A 12,757-nucleotide genomic window follows, 5' to 3' on the forward strand; every position below is an offset into this window, starting at 1 on the left:
TCGTCACCTCATGCATTTCCGGTCGCCGCGCGCACCAGCGCTTCCGGCGAAAGCTGATCGCGCTCGTAGAGCCCCGCCGACAGGCCTTCCTTCATGACAAGCACGCGGTCCGACATGCCGATGATTTCGGGCAGTTCGGAGGAGATCATGATGATGGAAAGACCCTCGGCCGCAAGTTCGCTGATGAAGCCGTGGACCGCGGCCTTTGAGCCGATATCGATGCCTTTGGTCGGCTCATCGAGGATGATGACCTTTGGCATGGTGGCAAGCCATTTGCCGATGACGACTTTCTGCTGGTTGCCGCCCGACAGAGTACCGACAGGCACGGAGAGGGCAGCGGCGCGCAGATCGAGCCGCTCTGCATATTTGCGGGCGAGCGCGAATTCGTCTGCCGCCTGCAGGAAGCCCTTGCGCGAGGTGCGCGTCAAAGAGGGCAGCGTCATGTTCTGATAGATCGGCATCGGCAGCGCCAGGCCGTGGCGGCCGCGCTCTTCCGGCACGTAGACGATACCGGCGCGGATGGCGTCCTGTGGTGAATTGATCGAAATCTCCCGGCCTTCGAGAACAAGCCTGCCGGAAAGCGGCTTGGTGATACCGAAGAGAGATTGCGCAAGCTCCGAGCGTCCGGCGCCGATCAGTCCATAAATGCCGAGGATCTCACCCTTGCGGAGCGTCAGCGAAATATCGCGGAATTCGGTGCGATGACAGTATTTCTCGACCTCGAGAACCGGGCCGCCAATCGCCACATCGATCTTCGGGAAGGCGTTTTCGACATCACGGCCGACCATCATACGGACGATTTCGTCCTGTGGCGTTTCCTTCAGCTTTCCGTGGCCGACATCGCGGCCGTCGCGGAAGACGACGTAATTGTCGGCGATCTCATAGAGCTCGTCGAATTTGTGGCTGATGAAGAGAATGGCCTTGCCGCTTGCCTTGAGGCCTTCGACGATGCGGAAGAGATCGTCGATTTCCTTGCGCGAGAGCGCGGCGGTCGGTTCGTCCATGATGACGATGCGGGCCTCGATCGACAAGGCGCGGGCGATCGCCACGAGATGGCGCTGCGCAATCGAGAGGTCCTTCAGGCGGATCGTCGGATCGATATTGCTTTCAAGCGAGGTCAGCAGCGTCCTGGCGCGGCTGTTCATCTCGCTCCAGTCGATGGTGCGCCAGCGGGTGCGTGGCGCGTGACCAAGGAAGATATTTTCGGCGACCGAAAGCTCGTCGAAGAGCACGGTCTCCTGATGAATGGCGGTCACGCCGGCATCGATGGCGGCCTGCGCCGTCGCAAAGTACACCGGTTTGCCATCGACGACAATCTCGCCCTCGTTCGGGCGATAGATGCCAGTCAGGATCTTGACGAGCGTCGACTTGCCGGCGCCGTTTTCGCCGATCAGTGCCGTCACCTTGCCGGGATAGAGCGCGATGCTGACATTATCGAGCGCCTTCACGCCCGGAAAGATCTGCGAGATACCGCGCATTTCCAGAATGGCGGCAGCGTCATCGGCTTTTTGGTCCGCGACGGGATGTTGAAGGGCAGGGGTCATCAGCAAGCTTACCACCATCGAAAGAGAAGCCCGGCGGCAAAGCCGCCGGGTGTCTGTTCTGAATGCCTGAAATCAGAAGACCTTAGAGAACTGGTCGATGTTCGAGGCATTGTAGACGAAGGGGTCGGCCATAGCGGCTTCGCCATTGTCGCCGATCTTGATCTTGCCCATACGGCCGGCTTCGATTTCGCTGCCCGGCTTGCCATCGGTATCACCCTTTGCCAGGTGATAGGCGATCTGCGTTGCGGAATAGCCGAGGTCGATCGGGTTCCAGATGGCGAATTCCTTCGTCGCACCAGACTTGATCGCGCCAGCCATTTCGGAAGGCAGGCCGAGACCGGTGACGTAAACCTTGCCCACCAGACCCTTGTCTTCAACGACCTTGGAAGCAGCCAGAACGCCGACCGTCGTCGGAGCGACGATGACCTTGACGTTCGGGTTGGACTTCAGAAGACCTTCGGCTTCACGATAGGACTTGTCCGAGAGGTCGTCGCCGTAAACCGTGGTCACGAGGTTGAGGCCCGCGAAGTCCTTGAGCTGCTTCTTCATCTGGTCGATCCAGATGTTCTGGTTCGTCGAGGTCGTCGTTGCCGACAGGATGGCGAAGTCGCCCTTGCCGCCGTCAAGATGATCCTTGACGAGCGTCAGGCACATCTTGCCGATCAGCTCGTTGGACGACGGGTTGAGCTGCAGGATGCGGCCTTCCGGAGCAACGCCGGAATCCCAGGAGATGACCTTGATGCCGCGCTGGGCAGCCTTTTTCAGAGCCGGAACGACAGCGTCCGGATCGTTTGCCGAGATGGCGATGGCATCGACGCCCTGAGCGATCAGCGAGTTGATGACTTCGATCTGGCCTTCGGCCGTCGTGCTCGTCGGGCCGGTGTAGATCACTTCTACGCCGCCGAGTTCCTTGGCCGCTTCCTGAGCGCCCTTGTTGGCGGCGTCGAAGAAGCCGTTGCCGAGCGACTTTACGACGAGGCCGATCTTGATGTCCTTGGCGCTTGCGGCGCCGGCCATCATGGCGACGGCAAACGCCACGCCGATCGCAAGTGTCTTTGCAAGTTTCATGTCATGTCCTCCCACTGAGTTTTAGACTTCCACACCTCGCCGACGCCTCATGCGACCGACGAGGAATCCTCCTTCACTGCCTGCGCCATCGAGCTCGCAACAACGAGCCGGACGCCTGCATTCTCGACCATACGGGCCGCCTCATCGGCGATGCCGTCATCGGTTATGATTGTTGAAACACGGTCGAGCGCGCACAGAATGAGGCTCGACCGGCGATTGAACTTGCTGGAATCGGCCATGACGACCAGTTCGTCGGCCTGATGCATCAGCTTCTGTTCGCTCTGGATGATCAGCGCATCCGCCTCCATGATGCCGAGCGGTCCGACGCCCTGTGCGCCGATGAACATGCGCCGTGCATAGAAATTGCGGATCGCATCGTTGTCGAAAGGCGACAGGATCAGGCTCTGCTCGCGATAGATCGCGCCACCCGGAACTGTCACAGTGTTTTTCGAATGCTTCACCAGATGCTCGGCAATGGCGAAGGAATTGGTCATGACCTGCATGCGATGACCGGCCATATAGTGAACCATCTGGAAGGTCGTTGTGCCGCCGTTGATGATAATCGCGTCGCCGGCCTCGCACAGATCCACCGCTGCGCGCGCAATTGCGCGCTTTTTATCGATGTTGACTGATTCTGACACTCTGAACGGGCGGCCGGCAAGATTGCCGAGCTGCGGCGGGTGCACTGCTTCTGCACCACCGCGAACGCGCCGTATCTTGCCCTGCACATGAAGAGCCGCGATGTCACGCCTGATTGTCGCCTCGGAAGCGTCCGTCAGTTCAGAAATATCCTGAATCGTGACGACGGACTTCTCCTGAACAGCGCTCATAATGATGCGATGGCGTTCGCGTTCGTGCATTGGGCTCCTCCCGTGTCATATTTATTTCTTATCCGTTAAAAGCTGTCAATCAGAAACGATCATAATTTTTCATACTGCGATGCAACATAATCGAATTTGATCGTTTTCGATTGACAAGCTGCATTTCGATGCGCGATACCGAGACCGAAACGAGCGCTCACCGGAGTGCTCTGGAAGCCTTAATGGGAGGATGATATGGCGGCAAAGGTTCGACTTCTCGACAACCGGTGGGATGATGCTTACGCGGCGGGACTCGATGAACCCGGCAAGCTTCTTTATCGCTCGAATCTGCTCGGCGCCGACAAGCGCATCACCAATTATGGTGGCGGCAATACATCTGCCAAGGTCATGGAAACCGATCCCCTGACCGGCGACAAGGTCCAGGTTCTCTGGGTCAAGGGTTCGGGCGGCGATGTAGGCACGATCAAGCTTGATGGTTTTGCCACGCTTTATCAGGACAAGCTAGAAGCGCTGAAGGGCATCTACAAGGGCGTCGAGGATGAAGACCGCATGGTTGGCTTCCTGCCCCATTGCACCTTCAACCTGAATGCCCGCGCGGCTTCCATTGACACGCCGCTGCATGGTTTCGTGCCTTATACGCATGTCGACCACATGCATCCGGACGCAATCATCGCGATTGCCGCTTCCAAGAATTCGAAGGAATTGACCAAGCAGGTCTTCGGTAACGACATCGGCTGGCTGCCCTGGCGCCGTCCGGGCTTCCAGCTCGGTCTCGATCTTGAAGCCTTCGTCAAGGCGAACCCTGGCGCCAAGGGTGTCGTGCTGGAAAGCCATGGCCTGTTTACATGGGCGAATGATGCCAAGGCTTGCTACGAGCTGACGCTCGATATCATCAACAAGGCAATCGAGTGGTTTGCCGGCCAGACCGAAGGCAAGACGATCTTCGATGGCGCAGTCGTCGAAAGCCTGCCGGTCGCCGAGCGTCGCGCCATCGCCGCCCGCCTGATGCCGGAAATCCGCGGCCGCATCGGCAAGCAGGAGCGCAAGCTCGGTCATTTCGACGATCAGGATGCCGTGCTCGAATTCGTCAATTCCAAGAGCCTGCGCCCTCTCGGTGCGCTCGGCACCAGCTGCCCCGACCACTTCCTGCGCACCAAGATCCGCCCGCTGATTGTCGATTTCGATCCGGCCAAGCCCGATGTCGATGCGATCGTCGCCGGTCTCGACAAGTCGCTCGAAGACTACCGCGCCGACTATGCCCGCTATTACAACAGCTGCAAGCACAACAATTCGCCGGCTATGCGCGACGCCAATCCGGTGATCTTCCTGGTGCCTGGTGTCGGCATGTTGTCCTTTGCCCGTGACAAGGCGACGGCTCGCATCGCCAGCGAATTCTACGTCAACGCCATCAACGTGATGCGCGGTTCCTCGACCGTATCCGAATATCAGGGCCTGCCGGAGCAGGAAGCCTTCGATATCGAATACTGGCTGCTGGAAGAGGCCAAACTGCAGCGCATGCCGAAGCCGAAGAGCCTTGCCGGCAAGGTTGCCTTCGTCACCGGCGGCGCCGGCGGCATCGGCCGGGCGACGGCTGCCCGTCTCGTCGGCGAGGGTGCCTGCGTGGTGCTTGCCGATATCGATCAGGCAGCACTTGAAGCGACGGAAGCAGAATTCGTCAAGAAATATGGTGCCGACGCGGTTCGCGCCGTCAAGCTCGACGTGACCAAGGAAGATGCCGTTATCGCTTCCTTCGCCGAATCCTGCACCGAATTCGGCGGCATCGATATCCTCGTTTCGAATGCGGGCATCGCTTCTTCGGCACCGATCGAATTGACCGAGCTTTCGACGTGGAACCGCAATATCGACATTCTGGCGACCGGCTATTTCCTCGTCTCTCGTGAAGCCTTCCGGCTGTTCCGCCGCCAGGCCCTCGGCGGCAACGTCGTCTTCATCGCGTCGAAGAACGGCCTTGCCGCTTCGCCGAATGCTGCCGCCTATTGCACGGCGAAGGCTGCCGAAATTCATCTTGCCCGTTGCCTGGCGCTGGAAGGTGCGGACGCAGGCATCCGCGTCAACACCGTCAATCCCGACGCCGTCCTGCGCGGCTCGAAGATCTGGAGCGGCGAATGGCGCGAGCAGCGTGCGGCTTCTTCCAAGATTGAAGTGGATGATCTCGAAGAACATTACCGCAAGCGTTCGATGCTCAAGCTCAACGTGTTCCCGGAAGACATCGCCGAAGCCGTCTATTTCCTGGCGTCCGATCTTTCTGCCAAGTCGACCGGCAATATCATCAATGTCGATGCGGGCAACGTTCAGAGCTTCCCGCGCTAAGCCCAACTTTTGCGGCGGGTGTCATACCCGCCGCTTCTCACGCTAAAGTACCGGGAGGAACTCATGGCCGAGTTTAAGATCGCGCAGGATCTGATTGCGCAGGAAAACGACAAGCGCGCATCTGCGCTCAAATCCGATTATGAAGCGCTCGGCGCCAATCTTGCTCGCCGTGGCATCGATATTGATGCGGTGACCAGAAGGGTGTCGGAATTCTTCGTGGCCGTGCCGTCCTGGGGTGTCGGCACGGGCGGTACACGCTTTGCCCGTTTTCCCGGCACCGGCGAACCGCGCGGCATCTTCGACAAGCTCGATGATTGCTCGGTTATCAACGAGTTGACGCGCGCGACCCCGAATGTTTCGCTGCACATTCCATGGGACAAGACGGACGCCAAGGAATTGAAGGCCAAGGGCGAAGCGCTCGGGCTCGGCTTCGATGCAATGAATTCCAATACGTTTTCCGACGCACCGGGACAGGCGCAGTCCTATAAGTACGGTTCGCTCAGCCACACCGATGCGGCAACACGCGCCCAGGCGGTCGAGCACAATCTCGAATGTATCGAGATCGGCAAGGCAATCGGCTCCAAGGCGCTGACGGTCTGGATTGGCGATGGTTCGAACTTCCCCGGCCAGAGCAATTTCACCAAGGCATTCGAGCGTTATCTCGCCTCCATGGCGGATATCTACAAGGCGCTGCCGGACGACTGGAAGCTGTTTTCCGAACACAAGATGTACGAGCCGGCCTTCTATTCGACGATCGTCCAGGACTGGGGCACCAACTATCTGATTGCCCAGACGCTCGGCCCCAAGGCCCAGTGCCTGGTCGACCTCGGTCATCATGCGCCGAATACGAATATCGAGATGATCGTCGCCCGCCTGATTCAGTTCGGCAAGCTTGGCGGTTTCCATTTCAACGATTCCAAATATGGCGATGATGATCTCGATGCCGGTTCCATCGAGCCTTACCGTTTGTTCCTCGTCTTCAACGAGCTTGTCGATGCCGAGCAGCGCGGCGTCAACGACTTCAATCCCGCTCATATGATCGACCAGTCGCACAACGTGACCGACCCGATCGAAAGCCTGATCAACAGCGCCAACGAAATCCGCCGCGCTTACGCGCAGGCCCTGCTCGTCGACCGCAAGGCGCTCGCCGGCTTCCAGGACGATAACGACGCGCTGATGGCGACGGAGACGCTGAAGCGTGCCTACCGTGCCGATGTCGAGCCGATCCTTGCCGAAGCCCGCCGGCGCAAGGGCGGTGCGATCGATCCGATCGCTACCTACCGCGCCAGCGGCTACCGCAGGCAAGTCGCCGCCGAGCGTCCCGCCTCGGTTGCCGGCGGCGGTGGTATTATCTGATCTGAACGAAATGGAAGCCGTGGATCACGGCTTCCATCTCCCCGCAATCTGCCGGGTGGCGACGTTCAGGCGGTTCCAGACATTGATATTGGCGATTGCGATGACGAGCGCCGCAAGGCTCTTGCCATCGTAATGGCGCGTGCATTCGTCCCAGATCTCATCCGATACCGGGTCGGCGCGGTCGCTGAGACGGGTGAGGGCCTCTGTCAACGCGAGGGCGGCGCGTTCGGCATCGCTGTAATAAGGCGCCTCGCGCCAGCCAGCGACGGCAAAGAGCCGTTCGTCGGTCTCCCCGTGTTTGCGGGCAATGCGCCAATGCCCGTCGATGCAAACGCTGCAGCCGTTGATCTGGCTGGCGCGCAGATAGACGATTTCCAGGAATCCCGGCGCAAGTCCGGCCGCAACAGGCATTTTGCCGAGGGCATTCAGGGCCTGCATGGCTTCCGGGATGACGAGGGCTGGATTTCCCATTCTCTCTTGCATGTTCAATCTCCTGATAACGTATTCCGTTTGACGCAGAGCCGGCCGGTTGCCGGCTTTCGGTCGTCATGGAGTTGACGCATCAGGATAAGGCAATGTGACTGAGGCAGGAAAAAATGGACGTCTCCGGATTCCGGGAACGACCGCACCATCTGGTCGATATCCTGTGGCTTGCCCCACGCTTCGACGGCAAGCGGGTTATCAGGCACGTTGCCGGTTCCACGACGCAGCCGACCGCTGAAACGACACGAAATCCCGGTCCCGGCGGCTCCTGCACCGGCGATGATGATATCCGGATCGGCGGTGCTCATGGGGCAGGACATAGCGCTTCGCAGCCGCGGCCATCCGTCATGCGCGTCAGGCGTGGACTTTATAGCGCAGGGCGACGGCGCCGTTGTCTTTCGTTTCTGCCGATATCAGCGATAGCCGGGTCTTGCCCGCCAATCCGCCGTCGAAAGTAACGACGGGTTGGCCGCCACTGCCATCCAGGGCCGGAGCGACGAGCAGATAAAACTCATCGATGAGCCCGGCGGCAAAGAAGGCGCCGTTGATCGCGGCTCCGCCTTCGAGCAGCAGCTTGCGAATGCCGAGTTCCTGCTCCAGTACACCGAGTGCTGCAGACAGGTCGATCTCGGGGGATGGCGAGACGATGTAGGAGATGCCGTCGGCTGCGAGCTCGGCAAGATGCGTGTCCGGCACGTCGCTGCCGAGAATGACAACGACATGGTCGCCATCGATGTCAGGCCGCGTGAAATGCAGTTTGCCAGAGGTGTCGAGGGCGATCGCGTAGTTGGTTGCCTCGCGATCGGCAAAATGGTTTGGCCGTTCTGCTGAACCCGCTGCTTGCGGCGGATGCGGCTCTCCCTTCGCCATTTCGGCCATAGTGACGCGGCCAACGATCCAGGCATCACCCTGCAGATCTTCATGGGCTTTCTGATAGAGCGCCGTCCATTCCCTGCGGCCGCCATCGGGGCTTTCTGTCCATTTGCTCGGATGCAGGCCGCCATCGAGCGACGACATCATCAGACAGACGATTTCCGGTTTCATGGGCGAGTCCTTTCCGGCGGTGTGCGGCAGGCCGATCAGAACTTGATCGAAAGGTGACCGCTGTCAGAAATGAGAACGGAAGCGTCGCCATAATGTTCGATTTCCGGATAGCCCTGCAGCGAATGCTTGTGGCCGGCCGCGGTGATGACCATGATATCGGCGCCCGCCGCCGTTCCTGCCTTCACGCCAGCTTCGACGTCTTCGAAGACCAGGCATTCATGCGTTGCAAAACCGAGCTTTTCGGCGCCGAGTATATAGCATTGCGGGTCGGGCTTGCCGATGGTCACATCTTCGGCAGTCACAATAGCCTGGGGCATGGGGAGCCCGGCTGCCTCAAGCCGACGCTCCGCAAGGCGACGCGGGGAGGAAGTGACGATCGTCCACCGGTTCGGCGGCAGGGACGCCAGGAAATCGGCAGCACCCGGAAGTGCGACGACGCCTTCGACATCGCGGATTTCGTCCTCGGTAATCTGTGCCGCTTCCGCCTCTGCATCGACACCCGGAAGGTTCAGCCGCCTGATCGTGTCGATGCCGCGCGATCCATGCATGATTGGCAGGAATTTTTCCACATCCAGCCCGTGCCGTTCGGCCCAGCGTCCCCATACGCGCTCTGCCGACGCAATCGAGCTCAGGATCGTGCCGTCCATGTCGAAGAGGAAGGCGGCATATTGTTTGGAACTGTTAAATCGGGGGGACATGGAAAACACCATAGGGAGGGATCAGCCTACCATCAGCCAATGAAAAACGCGGCAGGTCAAGTCATGAGCCAAACTTCGCGGGGACTTGATACGATGGCGCACCTGTCACATCGTCCGGTTTCCGTTCGTCATGGCCTTTGATGCAACAGGATTGGAGTGGATTGATGGACGAGAATAAATGGCTGGCCGGTGAGTTCGAGGCGAACCGCGGGCAGCTGCGGGCCGTCGCTTTCCGCATGCTCGGCTCCCGCGCAGAAGCTGAGGATGCGGTGCAGGAGGCGTGGCTGCGCCTGACAAGGTCGGATAGGGGCAGCGTCGATAATCTTGGCGGCTGGCTGACGACGGTCGTGGCACGCATCTGCCTGGATATGCTCCGTTCGCGCAAGACGCGACGCGAAGAGCCGCTCGACCTGCCGGCGCATGGTGCGATCGCGGATATCGCCAGCAATCCGGAGCACGAAGCAGCCTTTGCCGATTCGGTCGGCATCGCCCTGCTCGTCGTGCTGCAAACTCTCTCGCCTGCCGAACGCGTCGCCTTCGTTCTGCATGACATGTTCGAACTGCCCTTCGAGGAGATCGCTGCGGTGATCGGGCGAAGCGCTGCCGCTGCCCGGCAGCTTGCCAGCCGCGCTCGGCGCAGGGTGCAGGGGCAGCCGGAAACGCCTGATATCGATCTCGCGCATAAGCGCAGCATAGCCGAAGCCTTCCTCATCGCCTCCCGCAATGGCGATCTGGAGGGGCTGATTGCGGTCCTCGCGCCGGATGCCGTCTTCCGACCGGATACGGCTGCGACCCGTCTGGGTAATGTGGTGCCGCTTCGCGGCGCTGGTGTCATCGCCGAAAGCTTCAAGGGGCGGGCGACATCGGCGAAAGTCGCCCTTGTCGATGAGGAAGTCCGCCTCGTCGTCTTCATCGAGGGCGAGTTGCGCGTCGTGCTGGCGCTGAGCTTTGACGGCGACAGGATCTCGGCGATCGATGCTATCGCCGACCAGAATCATCTGCGTGATATCGGTTATTCGGTTTTCGAAGGCTGAGCGATCATAAGCGGTGAGTTTCTTCAGACAGGTGGCTTCCGATCAGGTCGCCTGCCGGCACCCTGCAGCGACGCACGAAGATCCAGTGCCCACAACCAAGGACTATAAAAGCCTTGTCTGGCAACACTGCCATGAGGCGGCCCTAACTCAAAAAGGAGGATTGCTAGGCCGCAAAACTAGGTCAGCACTTCGACCGCACTAGCATCCATCAAAATCGCTAATATCAAGCGCTTCGCCGCACTTTCTTGACTTTTGTCAAGGCGGGAGCCTTCGAATGCAGCTACTGATTCAACGCGGATCGGGCGCAGTTTCACGCCTCTCACCGATGTAATTTCTTTCGGGGTACGATCCCCATCAAGATTTTTCACTGTCACGTGATTGTGCTTCGGAGAAACGTAGTGCGCATACGAGAAATCTTCCTGGCATTCTGTCTTTTCTTCCTGGGCGCAAGCCTGGCGTCTGCCCAGGAAGCCAAAGCCTACCCAGCCGATATGTCGGAGCGCGTTCAAGCCTGCACGCCGTGCCATGGCGTGGAAGGGAAAGGCACGAACGACCCCTATTTCCCCCGGCTCGCCGGCAAGCCGGCCGGGTATCTCTTCAATCAGTTGGAAGCCTTCAAGTCGGGCAGGCGCAAATACCCGCCGATGAACTATTTGCTCGCATATCTGACGGACGATTATCTGCGGCAGTTCGCAGAATATTTCGCCGATCAGCGGCCGGCGCTGCCCGAACAATCGCCCCCCGATGTCAGCCAGGCGGTGCTCGATCACGGCCATGCGCTCGTCACGCAGGGCGACGTCGACCGATCGATCCCGGCTTGCGTGAGCTGTCATGGCGGCGCTCTGACGGGGCAGTCGCCTGGCATTCCAGGCCTTCTCGGACTACGGGCGAGTTACATCAGCGCTCAGCTCGGTGGATGGCGTTATGGAACGCGCACGGCAATCGCGCCTGATTGCATGCAGATTGTCGCGGGACATCTCACGGAAGATGACGTGCGTGCCGTCGCAGCCTATCTCGCCAATCAGCCGCAGCCCGCCGATCCCGCACCGTCTTCTGCCGGATCCTATTCCTTGCCCTTCGCATGTGGCAGCCAGCCGGAGGGCAACAAGCCATGAGCGCGCATATGAGAATTCTGCCAGCCCTTGTTCTGTCGTCGATGGTGGCGCTTGTGGCAGCCCTTTCGCCCGTCGCAGCACAGTCTCCACAGCCGAACAACTCCTCCGATGTCGTCAAAAAGGGCGAATATCTCGCCCGCGCCGGGGACTGTGTCGCCTGCCATACGGCACCGGAGGGAAAGCTCTTCTCGGGCGGACGCGCCATGCCGACGCCGTTTGGCACCATCTATACGTCGAACATCACGCCGGACGGGACGGGTATTGGCGCGTGGTCCGCTGACGACTTCTACAACACGATGCACCACGGCCGTTTCCCCGACGGGGGGCTGCTCTATCCAGCCATGCCGTTCGGGTCCTATACCAAGGTGACCCGCGAAGACAGTGATGCGATCTTCGCCTATCTCAAGTCAATCCCGCCTGTCCATCAACCAAACCGTCCGCACGAGCTCGACTTTCCCTACAATAATCGCTCCCTCATTCTCGGATGGAGAACGCTCTTTTTCAAGGAAGGCGAATTCACGCAGGACCCTAAGCAGTCCGAGGAATGGAACCGGGGCGCCTACCTGGTGGAAGGCCTTGGACATTGCGGCATGTGCCATAGCCCGATCAATGCGCTCGGAGGAAGTCGCGAGTCGGAAGCTTTTCAGGGCGGGCTGATACCGATGCAGGACTGGTATGCGCCGTCGCTGACGTCCAACAAGGAGGCGGGGCTGGGCGACTGGTCGATCGAAGAGATTTCCGACCTCCTGCAGAAAGGCGTCTCGACGCGTGGCGCCGTCTATGGCCCGATGGCGGAGGTGGTCTTCAACAGTCTCCAGTATATGACGGATGAGGACATCCGGGCGATGGCCGTTTATCTGAAGAGCATCGCGCAGGATGAGCCTGCGCCGCCTCGGACATCCGTCAGAACGCAGGAGGCAAGTCTTCTCATCAGTCTCGGGAAGGCGGTTTACGACAAGCAATGTGCGAGCTGTCATGGCGCGGGCGGCGAAGGCAGACCGCCGCACTATCCGCCACTGGCCGGCAATCAGTCGATCCAGATGGAATCGGCAGTGAACGGGATACGTATGGTGCTCAACGGCGGCTATCCGCCTGCGACCGAAAAGAACCCCATGCCGCACGGAATGCCGCCATTTGCCGTGACGCTGTCGGACGACGAGGTTGCCGCCGTGGTGTCCTACATCAGGACCGCTTGGGGCAATCGCGGCACGCCGGTCAGCGCGTCCGAGGCGAACAAACTTCGTTCCGCTCCACTCCAATGAG

At 60.0% G+C, this 12,757-nt stretch carries 13 protein-coding genes; 5 read left to right on the forward strand and 8 right to left on the reverse strand.

Going from position 1 to position 12,757, the window contains the following annotated elements; genetic code table 11:
- Positions 1-8 precede the first annotated feature (8 nt).
- From AC1DUP_RS14460 to AC1DUP_RS14470, 3 genes are all read right to left on the reverse strand, one after another.
- Positions 9-1,544, reverse strand: coding sequence for a sugar ABC transporter ATP-binding protein (locus AC1DUP_RS14460; RefSeq protein WP_477832965.1), 1,536 nt, complete (start codon positions 1,542-1,544; stop codon positions 9-11).
- 72 nt (positions 1,545-1,616) lie between these two features.
- Positions 1,617-2,612, reverse strand: coding sequence for a rhamnose ABC transporter substrate-binding protein (gene rhaS / locus AC1DUP_RS14465; protein ID WP_477832966.1), 996 nt, complete (start codon positions 2,610-2,612; stop codon positions 1,617-1,619).
- Positions 2,613-2,659: 47 nt separating this feature from the next.
- Positions 2,660-3,472: a DeoR/GlpR family DNA-binding transcription regulator gene (locus tag AC1DUP_RS14470; protein ID WP_477832967.1), complete on the reverse strand. Its 813-nt coding sequence runs from the start codon at positions 3,470-3,472 to the stop codon at positions 2,660-2,662.
- A 195-nt stretch (positions 3,473-3,667) separates the two neighbouring features.
- Here AC1DUP_RS14470 and AC1DUP_RS14475 point away from each other — a divergent pair, with 195 nt between their 5' ends.
- Both AC1DUP_RS14475 and rhaI read left to right on the forward strand, forming a co-directional pair.
- Entirely contained in the window at positions 3,668-5,764 is a 2,097-nt protein-coding gene (locus tag AC1DUP_RS14475) for a bifunctional rhamnulose-1-phosphate aldolase/short-chain dehydrogenase (RefSeq protein ID WP_113508259.1), read from the forward strand.
- A 63-nt stretch (positions 5,765-5,827) separates the two neighbouring features.
- A complete protein-coding gene (gene rhaI, locus AC1DUP_RS14480) occupies positions 5,828-7,120 on the forward strand; it encodes an L-rhamnose catabolism isomerase (RefSeq protein WP_477832968.1) in 1,293 nt (430 codons plus the stop codon).
- Between the two features lie 24 nt (positions 7,121-7,144).
- On the opposite strand, the gene AC1DUP_RS14485 is transcribed toward rhaI, so the two are convergent.
- The 4 genes from AC1DUP_RS14485 to AC1DUP_RS14500 are packed head-to-tail and all read right to left on the reverse strand — an operon-like array spanning position 7,145 to position 9,345.
- Complete coding sequence (locus tag AC1DUP_RS14485) at positions 7,145-7,603, reverse strand: carboxymuconolactone decarboxylase family protein (RefSeq protein WP_113301670.1); 459 nt, start codon at positions 7,601-7,603, stop codon at positions 7,145-7,147.
- A 2-nt stretch (positions 7,604-7,605) separates the two neighbouring features.
- The gene (locus AC1DUP_RS14490) at positions 7,606-7,911 is read right to left on the reverse strand and encodes a hypothetical protein (protein ID WP_477832969.1); all 306 of its coding nucleotides are present in this window, start codon (positions 7,909-7,911) and stop codon (positions 7,606-7,608) included.
- 46 nt (positions 7,912-7,957) lie between these two features.
- Entirely contained in the window at positions 7,958-8,647 is a 690-nt protein-coding gene (locus AC1DUP_RS14495) for a RibD family protein (RefSeq protein ID WP_115036979.1), read from the reverse strand.
- Positions 8,648-8,682: 35 nt separating this feature from the next.
- The gene (locus AC1DUP_RS14500; protein ID WP_477832970.1) at positions 8,683-9,345 is read right to left on the reverse strand and encodes an HAD family hydrolase; all 663 of its coding nucleotides are present in this window, start codon (positions 9,343-9,345) and stop codon (positions 8,683-8,685) included.
- Between the two features lie 164 nt (positions 9,346-9,509).
- Between AC1DUP_RS14500 and AC1DUP_RS14505 the strand changes: the two genes are divergently transcribed.
- A complete protein-coding gene (locus AC1DUP_RS14505; protein ID WP_477832971.1) occupies positions 9,510-10,379 on the forward strand; it encodes a sigma-70 family RNA polymerase sigma factor in 870 nt (289 codons plus the stop codon).
- A 176-nt stretch (positions 10,380-10,555) separates the two neighbouring features.
- On the opposite strand, the gene AC1DUP_RS14510 is transcribed toward AC1DUP_RS14505, so the two are convergent.
- Positions 10,556-10,753: a hypothetical protein gene (locus AC1DUP_RS14510; RefSeq protein WP_477832972.1), complete on the reverse strand. Its 198-nt coding sequence runs from the start codon at positions 10,751-10,753 to the stop codon at positions 10,556-10,558.
- Positions 10,754-10,870: 117 nt separating this feature from the next.
- On the opposite strand from AC1DUP_RS14510, the gene AC1DUP_RS14515 reads away from it, so the two are divergent.
- Both AC1DUP_RS14515 and AC1DUP_RS14520 read left to right on the forward strand, forming a co-directional pair.
- Positions 10,871-11,494, forward strand: a complete 624-nt coding sequence (locus AC1DUP_RS14515) for a c-type cytochrome (protein WP_477833034.1) — start codon at positions 10,871-10,873, stop codon at positions 11,492-11,494.
- An 8-nt stretch (positions 11,495-11,502) separates the two neighbouring features.
- Positions 11,503-12,756, forward strand: coding sequence for a c-type cytochrome (locus AC1DUP_RS14520; protein ID WP_477832973.1), 1,254 nt, complete (start codon positions 11,503-11,505; stop codon positions 12,754-12,756).
- Position 12,757: the final 1 nt, after the last annotated feature.

Source organism: Rhizobium sp. 01L419 (genome assembly GCF_056400025.1).

Coding starts and splice junctions, on each gene's coding strand:
- AC1DUP_RS14460 (WP_477832965.1), bottom strand. CDS start 1,544: ATGACCCCTGCCCTTCAACATCCCGTCGCGGACCAAAAAGCCGATGAC.
- rhaS (WP_477832966.1), bottom strand. CDS start 2,612: ATGAAACTTGCAAAGACACTTGCGATCGGCGTGGCGTTTGCCGTCGCC.
- AC1DUP_RS14470 (WP_477832967.1), bottom strand. CDS start 3,472: ATGCACGAACGCGAACGCCATCGCATCATTATGAGCGCTGTTCAGGAG.
- AC1DUP_RS14475 (WP_113508259.1), top strand. CDS start 3,668: ATGGCGGCAAAGGTTCGACTTCTCGACAACCGGTGGGATGATGCTTAC.
- rhaI (WP_477832968.1), top strand. CDS start 5,828: ATGGCCGAGTTTAAGATCGCGCAGGATCTGATTGCGCAGGAAAACGAC.
- AC1DUP_RS14485 (WP_113301670.1), bottom strand. CDS start 7,603: ATGCAAGAGAGAATGGGAAATCCAGCCCTCGTCATCCCGGAAGCCATG.
- AC1DUP_RS14490 (WP_477832969.1), bottom strand. CDS start 7,911: ATGAGCACCGCCGATCCGGATATCATCATCGCCGGTGCAGGAGCCGCC.
- AC1DUP_RS14495 (WP_115036979.1), bottom strand. CDS start 8,647: ATGAAACCGGAAATCGTCTGTCTGATGATGTCGTCGCTCGATGGCGGC.
- AC1DUP_RS14500 (WP_477832970.1), bottom strand. CDS start 9,345: ATGTCCCCCCGATTTAACAGTTCCAAACAATATGCCGCCTTCCTCTTC.
- AC1DUP_RS14505 (WP_477832971.1), top strand. CDS start 9,510: ATGGACGAGAATAAATGGCTGGCCGGTGAGTTCGAGGCGAACCGCGGG.
- AC1DUP_RS14515 (WP_477833034.1), top strand. CDS start 10,871: ATGTCGGAGCGCGTTCAAGCCTGCACGCCGTGCCATGGCGTGGAAGGG.
- AC1DUP_RS14520 (WP_477832973.1), top strand. CDS start 11,503: ATGAGAATTCTGCCAGCCCTTGTTCTGTCGTCGATGGTGGCGCTTGTG.